The 24,076-nt window shown below is 52.4% G+C and carries 16 protein-coding genes; 5 read left to right on the forward strand and 11 right to left on the reverse strand.

The window, feature by feature from the left end; all coding sequences use genetic code 11:
* Positions 1-199: 199 nt before the first annotated feature.
* Entirely contained in the window at positions 200-1,990 is a 1,791-nt protein-coding gene (locus J4650_RS20270; protein WP_000899644.1) for an aryl-sulfate sulfotransferase, read from the reverse strand.
* Positions 1,991-2,446: 456 nt separating this feature from the next.
* The gene (gene metJ, locus J4650_RS20275; protein ID WP_000852811.1) at positions 2,447-2,764 is read right to left on the reverse strand and encodes a met regulon transcriptional regulator MetJ; all 318 of its coding nucleotides are present in this window, start codon (positions 2,762-2,764) and stop codon (positions 2,447-2,449) included.
* A gap of 264 nt (positions 2,765-3,028) precedes the next feature.
* Here metJ and metB point away from each other — a divergent pair, with 264 nt between their 5' ends.
* Together metB and J4650_RS20285 are read left to right on the forward strand one after the other, a co-directional pair.
* Entirely contained in the window at positions 3,029-4,189 is a 1,161-nt protein-coding gene (gene metB, locus J4650_RS20280; protein WP_000197213.1) for a cystathionine gamma-synthase, read from the forward strand.
* A 2-nt stretch (positions 4,190-4,191) separates the two neighbouring features.
* A complete protein-coding gene (locus J4650_RS20285; RefSeq protein ID WP_000110805.1) occupies positions 4,192-6,624 on the forward strand; it encodes a bifunctional aspartate kinase/homoserine dehydrogenase II in 2,433 nt (810 codons plus the stop codon).
* 115 nt (positions 6,625-6,739) lie between these two features.
* On the opposite strand, the gene mscS is transcribed toward J4650_RS20285, so the two are convergent.
* From mscS to J4650_RS20300, 3 genes are all read right to left on the reverse strand, one after another.
* The gene (mscS, locus tag J4650_RS20290; protein WP_000398251.1) at positions 6,740-7,597 is read right to left on the reverse strand and encodes a small-conductance mechanosensitive channel MscS; all 858 of its coding nucleotides are present in this window, start codon (positions 7,595-7,597) and stop codon (positions 6,740-6,742) included.
* Positions 7,598-7,599: 2 nt separating this feature from the next.
* Positions 7,600-8,598, reverse strand: coding sequence for a hypothetical protein (locus tag J4650_RS20295; protein ID WP_023993650.1), 999 nt, complete (start codon positions 8,596-8,598; stop codon positions 7,600-7,602).
* A gap of 234 nt (positions 8,599-8,832) precedes the next feature.
* Entirely contained in the window at positions 8,833-9,957 is a 1,125-nt protein-coding gene (locus tag J4650_RS20300) for a hypothetical protein (RefSeq protein ID WP_001134811.1), read from the reverse strand.
* A gap of 135 nt (positions 9,958-10,092) precedes the next feature.
* On the opposite strand from J4650_RS20300, the gene J4650_RS20305 reads away from it, so the two are divergent.
* The 3 genes from J4650_RS20305 (at position 10,093) to katG (ending at position 15,079) form a co-directional block, all read left to right on the forward strand.
* The gene (locus J4650_RS20305; protein ID WP_000865260.1) at positions 10,093-11,649 is read left to right on the forward strand and encodes a bifunctional UDP-sugar hydrolase/5'-nucleotidase; all 1,557 of its coding nucleotides are present in this window, start codon (positions 10,093-10,095) and stop codon (positions 11,647-11,649) included.
* Positions 11,650-11,843: 194 nt separating this feature from the next.
* Positions 11,844-12,734, forward strand: coding sequence for a methylenetetrahydrofolate reductase (metF, locus tag J4650_RS20310; RefSeq protein ID WP_000007507.1), 891 nt, complete (start codon positions 11,844-11,846; stop codon positions 12,732-12,734).
* Positions 12,735-12,898: 164 nt separating this feature from the next.
* The gene (gene katG / locus J4650_RS20315; protein WP_000108105.1) at positions 12,899-15,079 is read left to right on the forward strand and encodes a catalase/peroxidase HPI; all 2,181 of its coding nucleotides are present in this window, start codon (positions 12,899-12,901) and stop codon (positions 15,077-15,079) included.
* Positions 15,080-15,136: 57 nt separating this feature from the next.
* On the opposite strand, the gene J4650_RS20320 is transcribed toward katG, so the two are convergent.
* The 6 genes from J4650_RS20320 to ppc all read right to left on the reverse strand — a co-directional run bounded on the left by J4650_RS20320 (position 15,137) and on the right by ppc (position 23,643).
* Positions 15,137-15,760, reverse strand: a complete 624-nt coding sequence (locus tag J4650_RS20320; RefSeq protein ID WP_000666689.1) for a DUF1287 domain-containing protein — start codon at positions 15,758-15,760, stop codon at positions 15,137-15,139.
* Between the two features lie 258 nt (positions 15,761-16,018).
* Entirely contained in the window at positions 16,019-17,122 is a 1,104-nt protein-coding gene (locus tag J4650_RS20325) for a glycerol dehydrogenase (protein ID WP_000374031.1), read from the reverse strand.
* Positions 17,123-17,133: 11 nt separating this feature from the next.
* On the reverse strand, positions 17,134-17,796 hold the full coding sequence (gene fsa, locus J4650_RS20330) for a fructose-6-phosphate aldolase (protein ID WP_000424866.1): 663 nt from the start codon (positions 17,794-17,796) through the stop codon (positions 17,134-17,136).
* 254 nt (positions 17,797-18,050) lie between these two features.
* Complete coding sequence (locus J4650_RS20335; protein WP_000274595.1) at positions 18,051-18,887, reverse strand: AraC family transcriptional regulator; 837 nt, start codon at positions 18,885-18,887, stop codon at positions 18,051-18,053.
* Positions 18,888-19,047: 160 nt separating this feature from the next.
* The gene (locus J4650_RS20340) at positions 19,048-20,781 is read right to left on the reverse strand and encodes a phosphoethanolamine transferase CptA (RefSeq protein WP_001192092.1); all 1,734 of its coding nucleotides are present in this window, start codon (positions 20,779-20,781) and stop codon (positions 19,048-19,050) included.
* Between the two features lie 210 nt (positions 20,782-20,991).
* Positions 20,992-23,643, reverse strand: a complete 2,652-nt coding sequence (ppc, locus tag J4650_RS20345) for a phosphoenolpyruvate carboxylase (protein WP_001005548.1) — start codon at positions 23,641-23,643, stop codon at positions 20,992-20,994.
* Positions 23,644-24,076: the final 433 nt, after the last annotated feature.

Consider the following 24,076-nt stretch of genomic DNA (forward strand, 5'->3'; position numbering starts at 1 on the left):
ACATATCACCAGCAAAGGCGCGGTATGTTGTGGCGTTTGTCTAATGACGCTGCGCTTATCGGGTCGGTGCCGGATTGGTAATTCATTGATATTTTTGCATTCCTCTTCGAGGGTAATAAAGCGAATGTCATAACTACAATACGTTTTAACCATTCAGGCGGAAGTTAGCTTCCGCCTGTTTTACTTTTACTATCTCGCTTTATTTTTTAAACATCTGCTCTGGATCGATAATCAGCGCCCGATAACCCAGCATACCGGCACGGTTACTGTGTACTTTTAGCTCCAGCATCACATCCTGAGTACCGTCTTTGACTTCATCCAGAACGGAAACGATCGGTTTTGTACCGCTCATTCCCGCTGTGGCCGAGTACATGAACATCGTTTTGGTTTCCGGGCGATATTCCGTGACGGAAGTAATGGCGCTGTACCAGTCAAAACCGCGCTCTTTACCATATTCCCACATTTGGGAAACCGTCATATTTTTTTCGTCAATCTGATATTCCACGCCGCGGGAATATTTCATTGACGGCATGGCCGGTTGTTCCATGCCGCGCGCATCGCCGTTATCAAAGGCGGTCACGACGGTTTTACCTCCGGTGCTTTTGGATGGCACTAACCAACCGGTATGTTGTGTCCATGTCCAGTCAAATCCACCGTCGCAGTGGTGAGCTTCGCAGGTTAGCGGTTTACCGTTGCTGTCTACGGGTTTCAGCACTTTTTTCGCCAGTTCGCCTTTCCAGCCGGATGGATCGGAAAGTATCCATTTCACTTTTTTATCGCGGCCAATTTTGATGATGGCAGACTGGTGGCGCGAGCTAATGATAATGCTGTCGTCGCGAGGATCGTAGCTGACGGAGTTAACATGCGCCCAGTTGCGGCCCGGGCCGGAGCCCGCGATATCGCCGAAGGGTTGTTTTGCAAGCTGCTCTTTGGTCATGACCTGACCGGAATGTTCGGCATCGACGCTCAAACATACCGCTCCCTGATCCATCGCCAGAATAACGTCGTCACGATAGGGGTCGAGGATTTTTGGCAGATCCCAGTAATCGACGGTATCGCCGTTCTGGTCAACTTCAAGAATATGATCACGCACAGTATTGATGGTGTATTTACCATTTAATGGATAATTTTCTTTTGCGACACGCAGCAGGTAGGTGCCTTTCGGCGTTTCGGTAATGGCGTGCGAAAAATCAATAAATCCTTTTGGCAGTCGTTTATCGGAAATAACGCGGCCTAAGAAATCATATTTAAAGTAACGTTGACCCTGGCCAAAAATAAGATTGCCATCGTTAACCTGATGGAAGCTCATCATGGAACCAAAGCGTGTTATATCATCCTGGTTACGGAATTTATCAATATTCATATAGCCGCGAACATCGCCATTCGTATCGCTAATCCAGTTGATACCGGTATAATCCCAGTTCGCCGCGCCGCCTGCGACATGCATAATGTGGCCGGCTCTTGGCATCCCCGTTATATGGTTAAAAAGATATAAGCGATTTTTAAGCGAGCTATCGACTTTAACCGGTTCTACCGTAGGAAGAACGGCAGTTTGCCCGGTAGTAGAGGGTAATGATACCGGTGCGGCGTAAATGGACCACGTATAAGTTTGTTTTTTACCTTCTTCAGTCCAGTCAACTTTAACTTTATTGACATAATCTGGATACAAGCCAAATACAGGTATGCCGTCATGGGTATTTATAGCCTGCGGGCCGACATCATAACTGATCGGGATACCTTTTTCCCCTTTCCCTAAAACGGTAACCTTCACGTTCTGTACATTATGATTGGCTTTATTAATGATTGCTGTTAATGGGAAAACGCCGCCGTAGGGGGCGACATCGACCATACCTAATGGCCCCTCATGGACTGGAATGACATCTGCTGATGCGACCATTGGCCTGTTTGGGTCTAAAACACCTGAGGCCAAAACGCTGCCGCTCAAACACAGGCAGCATAATACAGGTAAGACTTTCCTTGTAAATAACATATTTATTTCCCCATTCGATATTATCGATAAAATGAATGTATATTAACCTTCTTATTTATCGGAGATGAAAAAACATTTAAAAAAGTAAAACAATCCGCGGAGGGGAATAATGATGTTGGTCACAAATATGAGGTGTCCATGGTCTTTTTAACAATACTTATCGTTATACTATTTGTTCAGTAAATATATGGCGGTGTATTATTATTCATGTACGCTTTGCTACGTGAAACATTAAATAAATATTGGAAGTTTAAATATAATAAAATTATATCGGTTATGGCATGTCGGGAATTTTTTGCAGGAAAATAACGAAGAGAAACTTATCATGTCTGACAAATTTATCCACTGAGGGCTATTCGGGAAGATGAACGGTTAGAAAAATGTCGGAGATAGCTGTGTACAGGGGGAATCGTTAAAAAAGCGCGGCCAGAGGCGTTCTGACCGCATGCTTTGCTATCAGTATTCCCACGTTTCCGGGTCAATCCCCATCTCACGCATGATCTCTTTTGCCGCTTCCGGGATTTCATCGCTGCGCTCTTTTCGCAGATCGGCATCATCCGGCAAGGGTTGCCCGGTAAAGGCGTGCAGAAATGCTTCACACAACAGCTCGCTGTTGGTGGCGTGGCGCAGGTTGTTCACCTGACGACGCGTACGTTCATCGGTGAGGATTTTTAACACCTTCAGAGGAATGGAAACCGTAATTTTTTTGACTTGCTCACTCTTCTTACCGTGCTCAGCGTATGGGCTGATATATTCGCCGCTCCATTCAGCCATGAGATACTTAATCCTCTTCGTCATTAATATTGAGGTCTGAACCTGAGCCCGGACCATAATCGCGCGTAGTTTACCGTAGTGGCGCGGCCCTGACACGAAGTTAGCGGTCGCAGATGTGCGCTAATGCATATAATTTTAACGGCTATTTGCGGTTTGCTCAATCTATACGCAAAGAAGTTTAGATGTCCAGATGTATTGACGTCTATTGTGGTAGTGGTTAATCTGTGGCCTGACTTTCACCGACTCAGCCAGGAATATCTTCATATGACGCGTAAACAGGCCACTATCGCAGTGCGTAGCGGATTAAACGATGACGAACAATACGGCTGCGTTGTGCCGCCAATCCATCTCTCCAGTACCTATAACTTTACCGGTTTCAATGAGCCGCGCGCGCATGATTATTCCCGCCGCGGTAATCCCACGCGTGATGTGGTTCAGCGCGCATTAGCGGAACTGGAAGGCGGCGCGGGCGCGGTATTGACGAATACCGGCATGTCGGCGATTCATCTGGTCACCACAGTTTTCCTCAAGCCGGGCGATCTGCTGGTCGCGCCGCATGATTGCTATGGCGGCAGTTATCGTCTGTTTGACAGTCTGGCGACACGCGGCTGTTATCGTGTGCGGTTTGTCGATCAGGGCGATGAACGCGCCTTACAGGCGGCGCTGGAAGAAAAACCGAAGCTGGTACTGGTAGAAAGTCCAAGTAATCCATTGTTACGCGTGGTGGATATTGCGAAAATCTGTCGGCTGGCGCGCGAGGCGGGCGCAGTGAGCGTCGTTGATAACACGTTTTTAAGCCCGGCGCTGCAAAATCCGCTGGCGTTGGGTGCCGATCTGGTGTTGCATTCATGCACGAAATATCTCAACGGTCATTCGGATGTCGTGGCCGGCGTGGTGATTGCTAAAGATCCGGAAATGGTCACTGAACTGGCGTGGTGGGCGAATAATATTGGCGTCACTGGCGGGGCGTTTGATAGCTATCTGCTGCTGCGCGGTTTGCGAACTCTGGTGCCGCGTATGGAGCTGGCGCAGCGCAACGCGCAGGCGATTGTGAAATATCTGCAAACCCAGCCGTTGGTGAAAAAACTGTATCACCCGTCGCTGCCGGAAAATCAGGGGCATGAAATTGCCGCGCGCCAGCAAAAAGGCTTTGGCGCAATGTTGAGTTTTGAACTGGATGGGGATGAGGAGACGCTGCGTCGTTTTCTGGGCGGGCTGTCGCTGTTTACGCTGGCGGAATCTTTAGGGGGAGTGGAAAGTTTGATCTCTCACGCCGCCACCATGACGCATGCCGGTATGTCGCCGCAGGCGCGTGCCGCCGCCGGGATCTCCGAAACGCTACTGCGTATCTCCACCGGTATTGAAGATGGCGAAGATTTAATTGCCGACCTGGAAAATGGCTTCCGGGCTGCAAACAAGGGGTAAACATGAGTGTGATTGCGCAGGCAGGGGCGAAAGGTCGTCAACTGCATAAATTTGGCGGCAGTAGTCTGGCGGATGTGAAGTGTTACCTGCGTGTCGCAGGCATTATGGCGGAGTATTCGCAGCCTGACGATATGATGGTAGTGTCCGCCGCAGGCAGTACCACCAACCAGTTGATTAGCTGGCTCAAGTTAAGCCAGACCGATCGCCTTTCTGCGCATCAGGTATTACAGACGTTACGCCGCTACCAGTGCGATCTGATTAGCGGGCTGCTTCCCGCCGACGCGGCAGATGACTTAACTAGCGCTTTTATTAGCGATCTGGAACGTCTTGCCGCCTTGCTCGACGGCGGCGTAACGGATGCCGTCTATGCTGAGATTGTCGGACACGGCGAAATTTGGTCGGCGAGATTGATGTCCGCCGTCCTGAATCAGCAGGGGCTGGATGCCGCCTGGCTGGACGCGCGCGCATTTTTACGCGCCGAACGCGCCGCACAGCCGCAGGTTGATGAAGGGCTATCTTATCCTTTATTGCAACAGCTACTGGCGCAGCATCCGGGCAAACGTCTGGTCGTGACCGGCTTTATCAGCCGCAATCATGACGGCGAAACGGTCCTGTTAGGCCGGAACGGTTCCGACTATTCCGCCACGCAAATCGGCGCGCTGGCGGGCGTTTCCCGCGTGACCATCTGGAGCGATGTCGCGGGCGTTTATAGTGCCGACCCGCGCAAAGTGAAAGATGCCTGCCTGCTGCCGTTGCTGCGTCTGGACGAAGCCAGCGAGCTGGCGCGTCTGGCGGCGCCTGTTCTGCACGCCCGTACGCTACAGCCAGTGTCCGGCAGCGATATCGATTTGCAGTTGCGCTGTAGCTACACGCCGGATCAAGGGTCAACCCGAATTGAACGAGTGCTGGCTTCCGGGACGGGCGCGCGTATCGTGACCAGTCACGATGATATCTGTCTGATTGAGTTTCAGGTGCCCGCCAGCCAGGATTTCAGGCTGGCGCATAAAGAGCTCGACCACATTTTAAAACGGGCGCAGGCGCGTCCGCTGGCGGTGGGCGTGCATCGCGATCGCCAGTTATTACAGTTCTGCTATACCGCCGAGGTAGCGGATAGCGTACTGAAACTCCTCGACGATGTCGGGCTGCCGGGCGAATTGCGCCTGCGGCAGGGGCTGGCGCTGGTGGCGATGGTCGGTGCGGGCGTCACTCGCAATCCGCTACACTGCCATCGCTTCTGGCAGCAGTTGAAAGGTCAGCCAGTGGAGTTTACCTGGCAGTCGGAGGAGGGCATCAGTCTGGTGGCGGTGCTGCGTACCGGCCCGACTGAGAGCCTGATTCAGGGGCTGCACCAGTCTGTTTTCCGCGCCGAAAAACGCATTGGCCTGATGCTGTTCGGTAAGGGGAACATCGGCTCCCGTTGGCTGGAACTATTTGCCCGTGAACAAAGCACGCTTTCCGCGCGTACTGGTTTTGAATTTGTGCTGGCGGGCGTGGTGGATAGCCGCCGTAGCCTGTTGAATTATGAAGGGCTGGACGCCAGCCGCGCGCTGGCATTCTTTGATGATGAAGCCGTTGAGCAGGACGAAGAGTCGCTATTCCTGTGGATGCGTGCGCATCCGTATGATGATTTAGTGGTGCTGGATGTGACAGCAAGCGAGCAACTGGCCGATCAGTATCTGGATTTCGCCAGCCACGGTTTTCATGTGATTAGCGCCAATAAACTGGCGGGCGCAAGCGCCAGCGATAAGTATCGCCAGATTCATGACGCGTTTGAAAAAACCGGGCGTTACTGGCTGTATAACGCCACCGTGGGCGCGGGATTGCCGATCAACCACACGGTGCGGGATCTGATTGACAGCGGCGATACGATTCTCTCGATCAGCGGGATCTTCTCCGGGACGCTATCCTGGCTGTTCCTGCAATTTGACGGCACGGTGCCGTTTACCGATCTGGTGGATCAGGCCTGGCAGCAGGGGCTGACCGAACCCGATCCGCGCGTCGATCTTTCCGGAAAAGATGTCATGCGTAAGCTGGTGATTCTGGCGCGCGAGGCGGGATACGACATCGAGCCGGATCAGGTGCGTGTAGAATCGTTGGTGCCGGCGCATTGTGAAGAAGGGTCTATCGATCACTTTTTCGAAAACGGCGACGCGCTGAATGAACAGATGGTGCAGCGTCTGGAGGCAGCCCGCGAACTGGGGCTGGTGTTGCGTTACGTGGCGCGTTTCGACGCCAATGGCAAAGCGCGCGTCGGCGTTGAAGCGGTGCGTCCGGAACATCCGCTGGCGGCGCTGCTGCCGTGCGATAATGTCTTTGCTATTGAAAGCCGCTGGTATCGCGATAACCCGCTGGTGATCCGTGGGCCGGGCGCGGGTCGAGATGTGACCGCCGGGGCGATTCAGTCGGATATCAACCGCCTGGCGCAGTTGCTGTAATAAAGGCAAGTTCGTGAGCGAAGTGCCGGGTTGCGCTTCGCTCCCTCATCAATACGTTATGCAGTCATTCTGTAGATACTGATATACGAAGCGCCATCCGATTGCTGACGAAACATTATGGCGTGATGCTTTTTACATTCTCAACCCGGACATCCATCCGGGGGTAAGGAATATTGATGCCGTTTTCATCCATTGCTTCCTTGATATTTTCCAGAAGATCGTAGTAAGTACTCCAGTACTGAGCGTTGGGCACCCATACGCGAACATAGAAATTCAGGCTAGAGGGCGCAAGTTCGCCCAGGCGGACCGTAATATCGCGGGTTTTATCAATGCGATGATCTTGTTCAATAATACGATGTATCACGCTTTTTACGTCAGCAATACGGCTTTGGTAATCCACGCCAATAATCAGATCAATACGTCGATAGGGGTGTCGTGAATAGTTGATAATATTATCAGCAATAATTTTACCATTCGGGATGACAACTTCTTTGCTATCCGCAGTGAGCAGAGTGGTGGAGAAAATATGGACCTTTTCTACTGTGCCGATAACCAGGCCAATTTGTACAATTTCCCCGGCGCGGAAAGGACGCAGGGAGACAAGCAGTACGCCTGCGGCAAAGTTGGAAAGTGACCCTTGCAGCGCCAGGCCAATGGCTAAACCCGCCGCGCCGATAACGGCAATAATTGAGGAGGTTTCTATACCGACACGGCCAAGAGCGGCTACTGCCGTGAAAGCTATCGTGATGTAGCGAACCAGCGCGGAGAAAAAGTGGACAATAGTGGCATCCACTTGCCGCCTGAGAAGTAATTTTTCCAGCCCCCTCGATAGTAAGCGAGCTATTAACTTACCGATGAAAAGTAGAATGATGGCGGCAACAACATTCCAGCCAAAATGAATTACCGAGTCACTGTGCTCGGCCATCCATTTGATCGCGCCTTTAATTTTTGGAAATAACTCAAAACCTTCCATGTTTATCCTCTGTCAGCAGTATCCGCGGTATTAGCGGTAATAAAACGGTTCATTTTTGCCTGGATAATCGCCGCGCCGACGGGTGGCAGCAGTAACGCCCAGAATAGTGTCCAGCCGGTTCGTATTCCGCCATCTTCGTTTTTATTCGCCAGCAGAGCGCGGATTTCGTCGCTAAGCGTCAGACACAATATGGCTGTGCCAAACGGCATAATGGCTGACAGCCATCCCGCGCCACATGCGGTCATGAGTCGGGGCGAAGGCGCCACAAATTGCATTTCCCGGTGAATTCTGAAGAACCAATAAATAATATAAAATGGAATGAAAAAGGCCAATAATGCGACGACAAGGGGTTCTGCGCACTCAGGTCGCTGGGTTGATGAGAACCTTTTGGGCGGTGCAATATAGAAAAGTTCTTTTTTGAGCGGTAATAGTAGCAAAAGCGCGATAACCGCTAAAGTAATTACGATTATTCCTATATAAGGAATTGAGTATATAAATATAGACAGATAGCCAGCGATGATAAATTTGAACAGTAAGCAGAGGCTAAATAAAATAACAAATGTCTGAGCACTGCCGATAGCGCTGAAAAGCAGCATGGGGACTAACAGCGTTATGATCCCCACACCCAGATTAATTAAAAACTGCGCTATGATAAGCCTGCCTACGTCAGACGGGCCATTTATGCAGAAGGAACAGACCACGCCAATGATTAACAGGAGCGCAACAAAGTAGAAGGGGTAACAATTTTTTATACGGCAGACAAACCAGCTGGCAACCATACCCAGGAGGTATCCCAGTTGGCCGCCAACGAGAATGGCGCCAATACGATCGGCTGGAATAGACAGAGATTTACTCCAAAAATAAACACCATACGACGATCCCAGCGAACTGATAAAAGAGAGCACCAAAAAGAAAAAAGTGATCCCCCAGAATCGATAGCTACTCAGGAGATCGGCGCAGGTCCATTTTTTATCTGACATTGACGGTAAAGTAATTTCCATATTTATCCCTTGTTTTCCATAGAAAATAAGAATGTATAGAACTATTTAAATTGATAATAAATATTGATTATGTGAATAACGTTTATAGCCAATTTTAACTTAAAACGAAGGGCCATTTTATCAAATAGTTCTATTCTTTTTCAGCGTATAAAAGTAGGATGTGAGGTGATTAAATCTATAGCGCCTTCTGAATGATAATCTGTGATTTTTTATGCGTGGCATTACATCATTGGGTTAAATGTGATTCCATTGTGAGTTATATTTTTCCGTCAGCAAATACAGAATTTGCGTGACGCGTTTGGCGGAATAGTGGGCGCTTTGCTGGAATTCAGGTTGTTGCCATAGCCAGGTAACAAAGCGGCGACTAGCCGCCAGATTAACGGCGACACCTTGTTCTAAGTGGGAACCGGTTAACGAACAGACCATTTTGCGGTTGTGACCTTGCCCCCAGAGCTGCCACTGATTTTGCCACCATCCCTGCCATGTTTTGCCTAACAGTTGCCACTCTGCGCGGCAATCGTCATCGTTTATCTCTTCCTCAACGAACCACAGCGAGGAGAGACGCTGGCGAAACCGCTCCGCCCATGCCGTAATGACCGCGCCGCGCAAAAAACACTCATGGGCAATGATGTGTGTCGTGACATCAGGAAAACGGTTTTTCAGCACCCGAAAATGACCATGCGCCGTAATGACCGGGCGAAGTATTGTTCCTTGCGCGTTACGTTTAAGCGCCGCCGGGCCATACTGAATCTCATCGAACTGACTGCGCTGTAAAAATTGCCGTTCTTTAATGGCGATACGGTGAATAATATCGCCCTTCTCGCCCTCGGGCGGCGCAATTCCTTTCCAGTGGTAATGCAAACTTTTTCCGGCAGACAGTAACGTGAAATTGCTGGAAAGGTGAAGAATATTGCCGCGAACAGCATCAAAACTGAATAAAAAGTACAATTGCTGGAAGGCATTCGCTCCCTGAAACGGTACGAGCAGCGGAATACTGCAAATCTGTTCCGGCGTTTCGGCGACATTCAGCGCGTGCTGTTTTGGCGTCCAGACTTTCTTACAGTACTGGCACTGAAGTCGCTGCGTTCCGCCGGGATTACGTCCATAACGAATCCATGTTTTTTGATAGCAGTCGGGGCAAAAGTGACCATGCTCTTTGGCATATTGCGCGATATAAGCAGACGCCCAGCGGCGAAATTCCCCCTCGTTGAAGAGCGGCGGATAACTGCCGCAGGCTCGACAATGCAATGCCGGATAACCCAGGCGATAGTCCGGCCACACATAATCCGGCGAGTCAGGCAGCCCAAGATTGCGACAACCAGCGCTTTTGCAGGCATTAATGGTGAACAGAGGCGGCATACATTTTACCAACGATTTTGGCAGGTCGTTGATTCTGCCTTCATAAAACGGTACGCGGGTGTGAGGACTCTCACATAAAAAAACCTTTCAGAACGTAACGTAGCGAATCTTTATATGACTGAAAGGGACTTATTTATGAAAGTAAAACTGCTTGCTGCCGGTATTTTGTTCACGCTGCCGTTCTGGGCCTGCGCCAAAGATGTCACCATTATTTACACTAACGATCTACACGCCCATGTGGAGCCTTATAAAGTGCCGTGGATTGCTGACGGTAAACGCGATATTGGCGGTTGGGCCAATATCACTACGCTGGTGAAGCAGGAAAAAGCCAAAAATAAGGCGACGTGGTTTTTTGATGCCGGAGATTACTTTACCGGACCGTATATCAGCAGCCTGACGAAGGGTAAAGCGATTATCGATATTTTGAATACCATGCAGTATGACGCTGCCACTATCGGTAATCATGAGTTCGATCATGGCTGGGACAATACATTGTTGCAACTGAGCCGAGCAAAATTCCCTATCGTGCAGGGCAATATTTTTTATGAGGACAGCAGTAAATCCTTCTGGGATAAGCCGTACACCATTGTTGAAAAAGATGGCGTCAAGATTGGCGTAATCGGCTTACACGGTGTCTTTGCTTTTAATGATACGGTATCCGCCGCGACGCGCGTGGGCATTGAGGCACGCGATGAGATTAAGTGGCTGCAACGTTACATTGATGAACTTAAAGGTAAAGTCGATCTGACCGTCGCGCTGATCCACGAAGGCACCCCGGCCCGCCAGTCCAGCATGGGGAATACCGATGTGCGACGCGCGCTGGATAAAGATATTCAGACCGCAAGTCAGGTAAAAGGGCTGGATATTTTGATTACCGGCCACGCGCATGTCGGTACGCCGGAACCGATTAAAGTCGGTAATACGCTGATTCTTTCAACGGACAGCGGCGGCATTGATGTCGGCAAATTGGTGCTGGACTACCAGGAAAAGCCGCATCAGTTTACCGTGAAGAACTTCGAGCTGAAGACCATTTTTGCTGATGAGTGGAAGCCAGATCCGCAAACGAAACAGGTGATCGACGGCTGGAACAAAAAGCTCGATAAAGTCGTGCAGCAAACGGTGGCGCAGTCGCCGGTTGAGCTGACCCGCGCGTATGGCGAATCGTCGTCGCTGGGGAATCTGGCGGCGGATGCGCTGCTTTTTACGGCGGGGAAAGACACCCAGTTAGCGCTTACTAACTCTGGCGGTATCCGCAACGAAATCCCGGCTGGCGCGGTGACGATGGGGGCGGTAATCAGTACCTTCCCGTTCCCTAATGAACTGGTCACGATGGATTTAACCGGTAAACAATTGCGCAGCCTGATGGAGCATGGCGCTGGCTTAAGCAACGGCGTATTGCAGGTGTCTAAAGGGCTGGAGATGAAGTATGACAGCAGCAAACCTGTCGGCCAGCGGGTTACCGTGCTGACGCTCAATGGCAAGCCGATTGATGATGCGGCGGTTTATCACATCGCTACCAACAGCTTCCTTGCCGACGGCGGCGACGGTTTTGCGGCATTCACGGAAGGCCAGGCGCGGAATACCTCCGGCGGCTACTATGTGTCGAATGCGATAGTCGATTACTTCAAGGCGGGCAACACCATCACGGATGAGCAGCTCAAAGGAATGCGCGTTGCGGATGTGAAGAAGTAATTTCCCCTGCCGCGGCGCGTTCAGTGTCGCGGCGTGACATGAAGAAAATTCAACTTTGCTGAATATTCCTCATTCTTTGGCGTGATTTTTCAGTTGACGTCCTTCTGCTTTTCCGTCATTTTTACATCTGGACGTCTAAACGGATAGATGTTTACAACACAACAAATAATAACATGCGATTGATGAGGTAAGGTATGAGCTTTTTTCACGCCAACCAGCGGGAAGCCCTGAATCAGAGCCTGGCGGAAGTACAGGGTCAGATTAACGTTTCGTTTGAATTTTTCCCGCCGCGCACCAGTGAAATGGAGCAAACCCTGTGGAACTCCATCGATCGCCTGAGCAGTCTGAAACCGAAGTTTGTTTCGGTAACGTATGGCGCCAACTCTGGAGAACGTGACCGCACTCATAGCGTTATTAAAGGCATTAAAGAGCGTACTGGGCTTGAGGCCGCGCCGCACCTTACCTGTATTGACGCCACGCGCGATGAGCTGCGCACCATCGCCCGCGACTACTGGAATAACGGTATCCGCCACATTGTTGCTTTGCGCGGCGATTTGCCGCCGGGCAGCGGTAAGCCGGAGATGTACGCCGCCGATCTGGTTGGTTTGCTCAAAGAGGTGGCCGATTTCGATATTTCAGTAGCGGCCTATCCGGAGGTACATCCGGAAGCGAAAAGCGCGCAGGCCGATCTGCTTAATCTGAAGCGTAAAGTGGATGCTGGCGCTAACCGCGCGATAACCCAATTTTTCTTCGATGTGGAAAGCTATCTGCGTTTTCGTGACCGCTGTGTTTCCGCCGGTATCGACGTAGAAATTATTCCCGGCATTTTACCGGTGTCTAATTTTAAACAGGCGAAAAAATTTGCCGATATGACCAATGTCCGCATTCCGTCCTGGATGTCACTGATGTTTGAGGGGCTGGATGATGACGCAGAAACCCGCAAGCTGGTGGGCGCTAACATTGCGATGGACATGGTGAAAATTTTAAGCCGCGAAGGAGTGAAGGATTTCCACTTCTACACGTTGAATCGTGCGGAAATGAGTTATGCCATTTGCCACACGCTGGGCGTAAGACCCGGTTTATAATCTCCAGCTCCCTGCCGGGAGCTTTATTACACCTCATATTGATCTACATCTCTGTAACTAAAAATATAAAAGGTATTAGCTATCGAATCTGTGGATTAATTCAACTATATCTATTTGCTCCTGGTGTATATCGTAACGGTAACACTTTAAAAGGGAGCTGAGATATGAGCACGACCGACGATACCCATAACACGTTATCCACTGGAAAATGTCCTTTCCATCAGGGGGGGCATGACCGAAGCGCAGGCGCAGGGACTGCCAGCCGCGACTGGTGGCCGAACCAGCTTCGCGTGGATCTTTTGAATCAACATTCCAACCGTTCTAACCCGCTGGGTGAAGACTTTGACTACCGCAAAGAGTTTAGCAAGTTAGACTACTCCGCCCTGAAAGGGGATCTCAAGGCGCTGCTGACCGATTCACAACCGTGGTGGCCCGCCGACTGGGGCAGCTATGTCGGTTTGTTTATTCGTATGGCCTGGCATGGCGCTGGCACCTACCGTTCTATTGATGGTCGTGGCGGCGCGGGTCGTGGTCAACAGCGTTTTGCGCCGCTTAACTCCTGGCCGGATAACGTCAGCCTGGATAAGGCGCGTCGTTTGTTGTGGCCGATTAAGCAGAAATATGGCCAGAAAATTTCCTGGGCTGACCTGTTTATTCTGGCGGGTAACGTGGCGCTGGAAAACTCCGGCTTCCGTACCTTCGGTTTTGGCGCCGGGCGTGAAGATGTCTGGGAACCGGATCTGGATGTGAACTGGGGCGATGAAAAAGCCTGGTTGACTCACCGGCACCCTGAAGCGCTGGCAAAAGCGCCGCTGGGCGCGACCGAGATGGGCCTTATCTACGTTAACCCGGAAGGGCCGGATCACAGCGGCGAACCACTTTCTGCCGCCGCCGCTATTCGCGCTACCTTTGGCAATATGGGGATGAACGACGAAGAGACCGTGGCGTTGATCGCTGGCGGGCATACCCTCGGTAAAACCCACGGCGCGGCAGCGGCATCCCATGTAGGGGCCGATCCGGAAGCCGCGCCGATTGAAGCGCAGGGCTTAGGTTGGGCCAGCAGCTATGGTAGTGGCGTTGGCGCGGATGCTATCACCTCCGGGCTGGAAGTGGTCTGGACGCAGACGCCGACCCAGTGGAGCAACTATTTCTTCGAGAACCTGTTCAAATATGAGTGGGTACAAACCCGTAGTCCGGCTGGCGCTATCCAGTTTGAAGCGGTAGACGCGCCGGACATCATCCCGGACCCGTTCGATCCGTCGAAAAAACGTAAGCCAACTATGCTGGTCACCGACCTGACGCTGCGTTTTGATCCGGAGTTCGAGAAGATTTCCCGTCGTTTCCTTAACGATCCGCAGGCCTTTAATGAAGCCTTTGCTCGTGCCTGGTTCAAACTGACGCACAGAGATATGGGACCAAAAGCGCGTTACATCGGACCGGAAGTGCCGAAAGAAGATCTGATCTGGCAGGACCCGTTGCCGCAACCGCTCTACCAGCCAACGCAGGAAGACATTATCAACCTGAAAGCGGCGATCGCTGCATCCGGGCTTTCTATTAGCGAGATGGTTTCGGTTGCCTGGGCATCCGCGTCTACTTTCCGCGGCGGCGATAAGCGTGGCGGCGCTAACGGCGCGCGTCTGGCATTAGCGCCTCAGCGCGACTGGGATGTCAACGCCGTTGCGGCTCGCGTTCTGCCGGTATTAGAAGAGATCCAGAAAACGACGAATAAAGCCTCGCTGGCCGATATTATTGTGCTGGCGGGCGTGGTCGGTATCGAGCAGGCGGCCGCTGCTGCGGGTGTCAGCATCAGCGTACCTTTTGCGCCGGGCCGGGTGGATGCGCGTCAGGATCAGACCGACATCGAGATGTTCTCGCTGCTTGAACCGATTGCCGATGGATTCCGTAACTATCGTGCGCGTCTGGATGTGTCGACGACCGAATCGCTGTTGATTGATAAAGCGCAGCAGTTAACGTTGACCGCGCCGGAAATGACGGTACTGGTTGGCGGGATGCGTGTGCTGGGAACCAACTTTGACGGCAGCCAGAACGGTGTCTTTACCGACAGACCGGGCGTGCTCAGCACAGACTTCTTCGCTAATCTGCTGGATATGCGTTACGAGTGGAAACCGACCGACGAATCTAATGAGCTGTTCGAAGGCCGGGATCGTCTGACTGGCGAGGTGAAATACACGGCGACCCGCGCCGATCTGGTGTTTGGTTCCAACTCCGTACTGCGCGCGCTGGCGGAAGTTTACGCGTGTAGCGATGCGCACGAGAAGTTTGTGAAGGACTTCGTCGCGGCATGGGTGAAAGTGATGAACCTGGACCGTTTCGATCTGCAATAATCTGATAGGTTAATTCGTCAGCGGCTGCTATTCGGTAGTCGCTGACGTTTTCCGCGTTTAATGCGAAAAATAACGAAAATGCCCCGTTACTTTCCAGTTAAATAATACATCTTCCTCCTGTGCTCCCGCGCCTATGTTATGCACAACCAGCGGCACCCCTTCAGGCGTGACGTTCAGGGACACCACGCCAATATGCGCAAGGCCGTTATCCAGCCGCCAGGAGACAATATCTCCCGGTTGATAATCGCTATATTTATCTGTCACCGGCAACGCTTTGTTTTGACGCTGGAACCAGGTTTCCAGATTCGGAACGCGGCGATGGTCGATATTGCTGTCCGGGCGTTTCAGCTTCCAGTTATTCGGGTAGGCAGAGAAATGCGCCTGCATGTCTTCATGTACCCGTTTCTGTAAATCAACCTGCTGACTGCGTAGCGCGCGGATGACGACATCTGCACATACGCCACGCTCCAGCGGAAGATCGCCATTCGGATAATCCAGACGAACATAGGCAGCATCATAAAATAGCGTCTTACCTATTTGCGTCCCGGCACTTTGGGCGATTGCAGCATTAGTTTGCGCCTGAACGGTTATTGGTCTGGTATCAGAGCGTGGCGAATGATGAGAGATATGGCTAATAAAAAAAGCAGCAAGAATACCGATAAGTGCCTGTGCGAATTTCATCTTCTTCGTCCGTGAAGTGTGTCAGTACGTCATTTGACTTTCCGCGGAGAGAATGGTGCGTGACAAAAAAGTCTATTTCAGGACAAAATGGACTGATTCCAGGCTATGGAATACCTGATGATGGCGCTTCGCTTACCCGGCCTGGATGATTGGATAACAAGGCCAGATAAGGTGCCTGTGTCGATATTCGGCAAATGAATTCTGTTGGGTCAGCAAGCTGAAATACTCCTGGCTATCGTCAGGAGTATTGCTCAGACCTTATTCCCATTCCTGCAAGAAGCGTTGACCGTACTGGTCGGCGACCAGCAGCGCGGCGTACACTTCATCCGGCGTTGCGCCGCCAGGCATGTTATGAATAGTTTCACCTTCTGCGCAGGAGGCTTCCGCGACGGTGCGCATTTTGGCCGGGATATCCTGTTTAATATCCAGTTGCGCCAGCGTAATCGGCAGGCCAACGGAATGGCACAGTGCCGCAACGGTTTCGATTTCTTCGACCGGCGCGTTTTCCAGCACCAGTTGCGTCAGCGTACCGAAAGCGACCTTCTCACCGTGATAATAGTGGTGCGCATCCGGAATCGCCGTTAAACCGTTATGAATCGCGTGCGCTGCGGCCAGACCGCCGCTTTCAAAACCGACCCCGCTCAGGTAGGTGTTGGCTTCGATGACGCGTTCCAGCGCTGGCGTGACGACGTGCTGTTCGGCGGCCAACATGGCTTTTTCGCCTTCTTCGATCAGCGTGTTATAGCATAGCTCCGCCAGCGCCAGCGCGGCCTGTGTACACTTGCCGCCCGCCATTGTGGTGGCGCCGCTGCGTGAGCAGGCGCGCGCTTCAAACCAGGTCGCCAGCGCATCGCCGATACCGGCTGCCAGCAGACGCGCCGGCGCGCCCGCCACTATCTGCGTATCGACAATAACCATATTCGGGTTATGCGGCAGCAGCAGATAACGGTCAAACTCACCGGCATCGGTATAAATAACCGAGAGTGCGCTGCACGGTGCGTCGGTAGAGGCGATGGTCGGCGCGATAGCGACCGGGACGTTCATAAAGTGCGCCAGCGCTTTGGCAGTATCCAGCGTTTTACCGCCGCCGATACCCAGTACGGCGCCACACTGACTTTTTTCGGCGACGGCGCGCAGCCTGTCGATCTCATTTTGCGAACATTCGCCGCCAAACGGGGCGATTTCTACTGACAAACCGGCATCCGTCAGGCTTTTGCGCAGCGTCTCTTCGGCAAATCCCAGCACGAATTTATCGCCCACAACCAGCCAGTTGTTCGCCATTGGTTTTAAATAATCGCCAAGACGCGCGATGACGTTTGCACCCTGAATATACTTACCTGGTGACTGAATAATGCGATCCATACATTTCTCTCCTACAGGTTCAGATTACCAAAAGCGTTTTTCCAGTCTTGCTCAAACTTCTCTATTGCCGACTCTACCGCAGGCGTATTGAGCATTTGTTGCGCTACATCTAAAGGAAGGGTAATCGCCTGGCAACCTGCCAGTAAGCAATCCAGCGCCTGCCGCGGCGTTTTAAAGCTGGCCGCTAGTACCATGCTGTCGGGCGCGTGATGCTCCAGTAGCGTTTGCAGCTCCTGAACCATACGAATGCCATCGCCGCCCTGCGCATCAACGCGGTTGACGTAGGGAGCGACATATTTTGCGCCCGCCAGCGCCGCCAGCAGGCCCTGCGACGCGCTGTAGACGGCGGTGCCCAGCGTCACGATGCCTTCTTTTTTCAGCAATTTAATCGCTGCAAGACCTTCGGCGGTCACCGGAATTTTCACCACAATGCCGGGGATGGCGTTATTCAGTCGTTTGGCTTCTTCCACCATCCCTTTCGCGTCGCGGCTCATGGTCTGCGCAAATAAAGTGCCTTCTTCGCCGATGGCGTTTTGCAGCCTGGGCAGCACATCCCAGATAGATTCTTTGCTGGCTGCCACAATGCTTGGATTGGTGGTGACGCCGGCAATCGGGAAAATGCGCGCCAGACGTTCAACTTCCGCCACGTTAGCGGTATCCAGATAGAGTTCCATAGTCTTTCTCTTCGTGAGCTTTCGTTATGGACAGGATAAAGGAGCGTTACCCGGATGCGCTATGTGACAAATCTGCCAAAAACTGGACAAATGTGATGCCCTTGGTAAAGTGTGATTTACTTCACAAGTTGGTGATGATTAACGTATAACGTGCTGTTGTATGCCATGTGGGGGAGTGAGGTTTTTGTATTGATATTACAATAATCCAGTAAATGCGCGTTTTATCTACTGTATTCTCTTTACTGGCGTGTGGATTATTTCTCCGTTAGCTGGCTGTGATACTGGCGGCGATACTCCGACGGCGAGCGTTCCGTATTTTTGCGAAACAGGCGGCAGAAATAGTTACTGTCGACAAAGCCGCAACGGTGCGCCACCTCTTTCACTTTCAGGTCATAGCCCTTCAGCAACGTTTTGGCGTGTTCCAGTCGCGTATGGTTCAGGTATTCGTTAAAGCCGATGGCCCCCGTTTTCTGGAACAGGTGCGAGAGGTAATTTGGCGAGATATAAAACGCTTGTGCTACCGATTCGCGCGTCAACGGCGCGGCGTAGCGTTCATCAATATACTCCCGAATGGCTTCAAAAAGCGCGCGGCTGCGGGAGGCGGTCTGGATTTGGCTGCCGAGCAGATCGCGGCAATGGCTTAGTAGGCTGGCGACAATCAATCTGGCCGTTTGCTGCTCTTGCGGCTGCATCTGCATCTCATTAAGCGTTTGTAACAGGAACGAGCCGATACGCGGGCCGCGGCGCGCAACGTGCTGTTTCGTGAGGTTTTGATGCTGCTGACCATCCCAGTGGACTACGCTGAAACCTAACTGCTGTTTGCCAAACAGAATGCTCAGGGTGGTGACGGGCGTTTGCCATTGCGGGATGTTCCAGCCGCCAGCCGGAACGTAGAGAACATCGCAAGGAATGAGCGGGGCGGTAATGCTCATGTCAGTAAGCTCGCCCTCCAGCACAATCTCCAGCCGCGGAAAATCCACCTGGTACGCCAGTTCCGGCGCTGGGCCGCTGGCGCTGGCAAAATAAATCTGGCGCAGCGGCAGCGGGCCGTTGATGAGACGGGAGAGAAGGTGGCTGACGTCGTGATACATGATAATCCCCTGCCGATCGCAAACAGAGGAAACAGTAACGTCGAAAACCGATGTCCTCAAGCGATTATTGCCGGATGGCGGCGCTTTGCGCCTTATCCGGACTACGGGAGAGAAGAACGCCAGGCCCGATAAGCGTTAGCGTTATCGGGCAGCATATAGGCTATTGATTACCGACCTGATCGCCATACGGCAACGTATCATAATCAATCAGCGCGTTTTTCTTATACGGGTTGCCAATCCAGCGCGTGGTCTCTTTGAACTGCGGGTTGGTGATGGAACGCGTCGGGTCGTAGCCATCATAGGTCAGGCCCGCTAAGTCCGACCAGGTATGGATAAGCTCGGAACTGCTGTACTTACGATCGACATCCTGTGAGAAGTCGCGCGGATGCGCTGCCTGCCATTTCTCTGAGGTCCACAGCAGGAACGGCACCGTATACATATGACGGGTTGGCGAATCTTCGTTTCGTCCCTGCGTCTTATGCGGCGGCGTGTCATACACTTCTTCACCGTGATCGGAGAAGTAAAGCAGGAAACCGTTCGGATCGGTCGCTTTATAGTCCTTAATCAGGCTGGCGACAACATAGTCGTTATACAGGTTCGCGTTGTCGTAATCGTTATACGATTCCAGCTCGTCACTGCTTAATCCCGGCGGAACATGGTCAGTTTTACCATCAAACTTGCCCTGGTTTTCTGGATAGCGGAACTTGTATTTAATGTGCGTTCCCAGCAGATGCACAATAATGAATTTTTTCGGCGCCGGGTCGGCTAACACCGCTTTAAACGGCGCCAGCACGTTGCTGTCATATTCGCGTGCGCTTTGAGTGCGCTGCTGGTTCATATAGAACTGCTTATCAGTCTGCTTAGAGAACACGGTCAGCATGGTATTACGCGCCGTCATCGTCTGCTGGTTAGTGATCCAGAAGGTTTTATACCCGGCCTGTTTCATCATATTCATCAGCGATGGCTTCGTCAGATACCAGTCCGGGTTCTTTTCGTCCGCGAACGTTAGCGCCTGTTGCAGAATCTCAATGGTGTATGGTCGCGAAGTTACCACGTTATTAAACACGGTCAGCCCGGGGTCGGTTTTATGCAGCGCGTCCAGTTCCGGCGTGGTTTCGCGCGGATAACCGTACAGGCTCATACGGCCACGTTGGGTCGATTCGCCAATCACCAGTACCAGCGTGCGCGGCGCATCGCCGGAGTGGTCCTGGAAGTTAGCCAGCGGTGGCAGGGCATCGTTTTCATTCAGCAGTTTATTCAGCGAGGCGAGCTGTAAACGGTACTGATAGTAGCCAGTAATAAATTGCCACGGCGCGGCGGGCTCCATTCGTGACGCCAGGCTATCCAGCGTTTTCTCCATCGACTTATGCTTGATAAAGGTATTCATCGCGATGGGATGGAGGATCAGCCCGTACAGCAGGGCAAACGACACCAGATAACGCCAGGGGGATGGAATATAAACCGGGCGCAGACGTGTCCACAGCAAAATCGCCGCCACCGTATAAGCCAGCGCGACAAGAACAATTTTCAGACTGAAATATTGGCTTAAATATTCGCTGGCTTCATTGGCGTTGGTTTCAAACATCACAAACAGCACGCTTTGCGAGAACTCCTGCCCGTAGATTACGTAATAGCTCAGTGCCGCCAGCGAGGCGGCCCAAAGTACGACGCCAATAACGGCAGCAATAACCCGGATGCGGCCTGGAAACAGAAAGACCGGGATCAGCCACAGTGAGCTGTACAGTAGCGAATCCCGCAGACCGTTTGTCCCGCTGTATCCGGTGAGATAAATAATGGCCTGCAGGAGGGTGGAAAAGAACCAAAAGTAGAGCAGTGCCCAGCCCAGGGCTTTCCAGCTAAACGCGGGTTTAGTCTGGAGTAATGTGGATTGCATAATGAGAGCCTGTCTTTAATCGTAGCGCCAAACGTAACGCCTGAACCTTAAAAGAATCTGAAGCAAACCTGCTTTATGCCGCACGTTTTGCTAAGAAAGATTTACAAATGCATAAAATGCAGACAGGAATATATTGAAAAAATGACGAGGATGACAGCAGTATTTCATGCCGCCCCCACATAACTGCGTGAGGGCGGCTTTCTTTTGGCGTTAGCCGGTGTTGCGCATACCGGCGGCGACGCCCGCAATCGTGACCATCAACGCCTGTTCGACGCGAGGATCGGGCGATTTGCCCTGCTCTTCAGTCAGACGGGAACGATACAGCAACTCGGCCTGCAACACGTTTAATGGATCGGTATAAACGTTTCTTAACTGAATGGACTCCGCAATCCACGGTAAGTCGGCCATCAGGTGCGAATCGTTGGCAATCGCCAGCACCACTTTAATGTCTTCTTCCAGCAGGTCTCGTAGCTCTTTGCCCAGCGGCCATAGCGTTTTCGCCACCAGACGCTGATCGTAATAGTCGGCCAGCCACAGGTCGGCTTTCGAGAATACCATTTCCAGCATCCCAAGACGCGTGGAGAAGAACGGCCAGTCGCGGCACATGGCTTCCAGTTCGCTTTGTTTACCGTCTTCCACCACTTTTTGCAGCGCAGTACCCGCGCCCAGCCAGGCTGGCAGCATCAGGCGGTTTTGCGTCCAGGCGAAGATCCACGGAATCGCGCGCAGCGATTCGACGCCGCCAGTTGGACGACGTTTCGCCGGACGTGAGCCGAGCGGCAATTTGCCCAACTCTTGCTCCGGCGTCGCGGAGCGGAAGTACGGTACAAAGTCTTTATTTTCGCGCACGTAGCCGCGGTAGGTTTCACAGGAGATGACGGAAAGCTCATCCATAATATGACGCCAGCTGTCTTTCGGTTCCGGCGGCGGCAGCAGGTTTGCTTCCAGAATTGCGCTGGTGTAGAGCGAGAGGCTGCTGACGGTGACTTCCGGCAGGCCGTATTTGAAGCGGATCATCTCGCCCTGCTCGGTCACGCGCAGACCGCCTTTCAGACTGCCTGGCGGTTGCGAAAGCAGCGCCGCGTGGGCTGGCGCGCCGCCACGGCCAATAGATCCGCCGCGGCCGTGGAAGAGGGTAAGCTCGATGCCAGCTTTTTCACAGGTTTTGATCAGGGCGTCCTGCGCCTGATACTGCGCCCATGACGCGGCCATAACGCCGGCGTCTTTCGCCGAGTCGGAGTAGCCGATCATGACCATCTGCTTACCCTGAATCAGTCCGCGATACCAGTCGATATTCAACAACTGGGTCATCACGTCGTCGGCATTGTTCAGGTCATCGAGGGTTTCAAACAGCGGCGCGACCGGCATGGCAAAGCCGATACCTGCCTCTTTCAGCAGCAGATGCACAGCCAGCACATCAGACGGCGTTTTCGCCATTGAAATTACGTAGGCGGCGATCGATCCTTTTGGCGCTTCGGCAATAACCTTGCAGGTTTCAAGCACTTCGCGGGTATCGTTGCTCGGCTCCCAGTTACGCGGCAGCAGCGGACGTTTGGAGTTCAGTTCGCGGATCAGGAAGGCCTGCTTGTCGGCTTCCGACCAGCTTTCGTAGTCGCCAATACCGAGGTAGCGGGTAATTTCGCCCAGCGCTTCAGTATGGCGGGTACTTTCCTGGCGGATATCAATACGCACCAGCGGTACGCCGAAACACTTCACGCGGCGGAGCGTGTCGAGTAACTCGCCGTTGGCGATAATGCCCATGCCGCAGGCCTGTAACGACTGGTAGCAGGCGTACAGAGGTTCCCAGAGCTGCTCGTTTTGCGTCAGCAGGCCAGCCGGTTTGGGCAGCTTCTCGCCTTTCAGACGCGCTTCCAGCCAGGACTGGGTCGCCATCAGACGGGCGCGCAATTTTTTCATCAGGTAGCGATACGGCTCAGACGCGCCTTCTTCGCCCACTAACGCCAGCAGCTCCGGCGTGGCGTCGACCATCGACAGTTCTGATACCAGAACATGAATGTCTTTCAGGAACAGATCGGTGGCTTTCCAGCGGCTTAACAAGAGTACGTGGCGGGTGATATCCGCCGTCACGTTCGGGTTGCCGTCACGGTCGCCGCCCATCCAGGAGGTAAAACGTACCGGCACAAAATCCACCGGCAATTTGTAGCCGAGATTTTCTTCCAGCTGTTCGTTCAGTTCACGCAGATAGTTAGGTACGCCCTGCCACAGGCTGTTCTCAACCACGGCGAAGCCCCATTTGGCTTCATCCACCGGGCTTGGACGCTGCTTGCGGATCTCATCCGTATGCCAGGATTGGGCAATCAACTGGCGCAGGCGACGCATTACCTGGTGGCGTTCGTAGTCGGCGATATCGGTATTATCAAGCTGTTTCAGACAGTTGTTGATTTCACCCATCTTGTGAATAAGCGTACGGCGGGTAATTTCTGTCGGATGGGCGGTTAGCACCAACTCCAGCGACAGCGACTCTACCGCTTTTTTGATGGTTGCGTCGTTGAGGTCCGGTTGGTTTTTCAGTTTGCGCAGAGTGCGGGCAATCACTTCCGGGTTGCTGGCGGCTTCGCCTTTTGGTGAAATGCTGTGGTATTGCTCGGCAGTATTGGCCAGGTTCAGGAACTGACTAAACGCGCGCGCAACTGGCAGCAGCTCGTCATTAGACAAATTTTGTAGCGTGGTGAGCAGCTCCTGGCGATTAGCTTCATTGCCGGCGCGTGAAGATTTGGATAGCTTACGGATTGTTTCTACGCGATCAAGAATGTGTTCTCCCAGCGCATCCTTGATGGTTTCTCCCAGCACCTTGCCGAGCATACTGACATTACTACGCAACGCGGAATATTGTTCGTTCATATGACCCCAGACACCCCATCTTTAATGTAATTGCCCTGTCTCTTTCATGCCACAGCGGCAGTGGCTGCGTTCGCCCGTATGCCAGTTCTGCGGAATGGGCTCGTTTGCCGCCTTGCTGTGACGTGAAATTTTTCGGACTTTGCTTTTTAGCCGTCTTTTATAAAGCCACGTAAAACCCGTGGCGTCAATTACTGCGAAATCGGTTCAGCAAACGAAAAAATGGCGGTAATTTATTAAAGTTAATTCACATCGTGCCAAATAAGAAATGCTTATGAACATGTGGCGTAGAGATGCCGGATGGCGCTGCGCTTATCCGGCCTTGTATCCTGAACAGATAGCTGATTAGCTGTCAGCTATCTGAAACGGGAGAAGCTTGTATCCGGCCTGAAGACTCTGAGCTTCCGATGTAGCTTAAGCCTCCCGTTTCACCTTT

The sequence above is a fragment of the Salmonella sp. 32120201201600049SM genome (genome assembly GCF_017572835.1).
Taxonomy (GTDB): Bacteria; Pseudomonadota; Gammaproteobacteria; order Enterobacterales; family Enterobacteriaceae; genus Salmonella; species Salmonella enterica.

What these genes read in the sequence shown, in the direction of transcription:
- katG (WP_000108105.1), top strand. Translation starts at nt 12,899, where the DNA reads ATGAGCACGACCGACGATACCCATAACACGTTATCCACTGGAAAATGT.
- J4650_RS20325 (WP_000374031.1), bottom strand. Translation starts at nt 17,122, where the DNA reads ATGGATCGCATTATTCAGTCACCAGGTAAGTATATTCAGGGTGCAAAC.
- J4650_RS20320 (WP_000666689.1), bottom strand. Translation starts at nt 15,760, where the DNA reads ATGAAATTCGCACAGGCACTTATCGGTATTCTTGCTGCTTTTTTTATT.
- J4650_RS20270 (WP_000899644.1), bottom strand. Translation starts at nt 1,990, where the DNA reads ATGTTATTTACAAGGAAAGTCTTACCTGTATTATGCTGCCTGTGTTTG.
- ppc (WP_001005548.1), bottom strand. Translation starts at nt 23,643, where the DNA reads ATGAACGAACAATATTCCGCGTTGCGTAGTAATGTCAGTATGCTCGGC.
- metJ (WP_000852811.1), bottom strand. Translation starts at nt 2,764, where the DNA reads ATGGCTGAATGGAGCGGCGAATATATCAGCCCATACGCTGAGCACGGT.
- mscS (WP_000398251.1), bottom strand. Translation starts at nt 7,597, where the DNA reads ATGGAAGGTTTTGAGTTATTTCCAAAAATTAAAGGCGCGATCAAATGG.
- metB (WP_000197213.1), top strand. Translation starts at nt 3,029, where the DNA reads ATGACGCGTAAACAGGCCACTATCGCAGTGCGTAGCGGATTAAACGAT.
- J4650_RS20340 (WP_001192092.1), bottom strand. Translation starts at nt 20,781, where the DNA reads ATGCAATCCACATTACTCCAGACTAAACCCGCGTTTAGCTGGAAAGCC.
- J4650_RS20300 (WP_001134811.1), bottom strand. Translation starts at nt 9,957, where the DNA reads ATGCCGCCTCTGTTCACCATTAATGCCTGCAAAAGCGCTGGTTGTCGC.
- J4650_RS20295 (WP_023993650.1), bottom strand. Translation starts at nt 8,598, where the DNA reads ATGGAAATTACTTTACCGTCAATGTCAGATAAAAAATGGACCTGCGCC.
- J4650_RS20285 (WP_000110805.1), top strand. Translation starts at nt 4,192, where the DNA reads ATGAGTGTGATTGCGCAGGCAGGGGCGAAAGGTCGTCAACTGCATAAA.
- J4650_RS20305 (WP_000865260.1), top strand. Translation starts at nt 10,093, where the DNA reads ATGAAAGTAAAACTGCTTGCTGCCGGTATTTTGTTCACGCTGCCGTTC.
- fsa (WP_000424866.1), bottom strand. Translation starts at nt 17,796, where the DNA reads ATGGAACTCTATCTGGATACCGCTAACGTGGCGGAAGTTGAACGTCTG.
- metF (WP_000007507.1), top strand. Translation starts at nt 11,844, where the DNA reads ATGAGCTTTTTTCACGCCAACCAGCGGGAAGCCCTGAATCAGAGCCTG.
- J4650_RS20335 (WP_000274595.1), bottom strand. Translation starts at nt 18,887, where the DNA reads ATGTATCACGACGTCAGCCACCTTCTCTCCCGTCTCATCAACGGCCCG.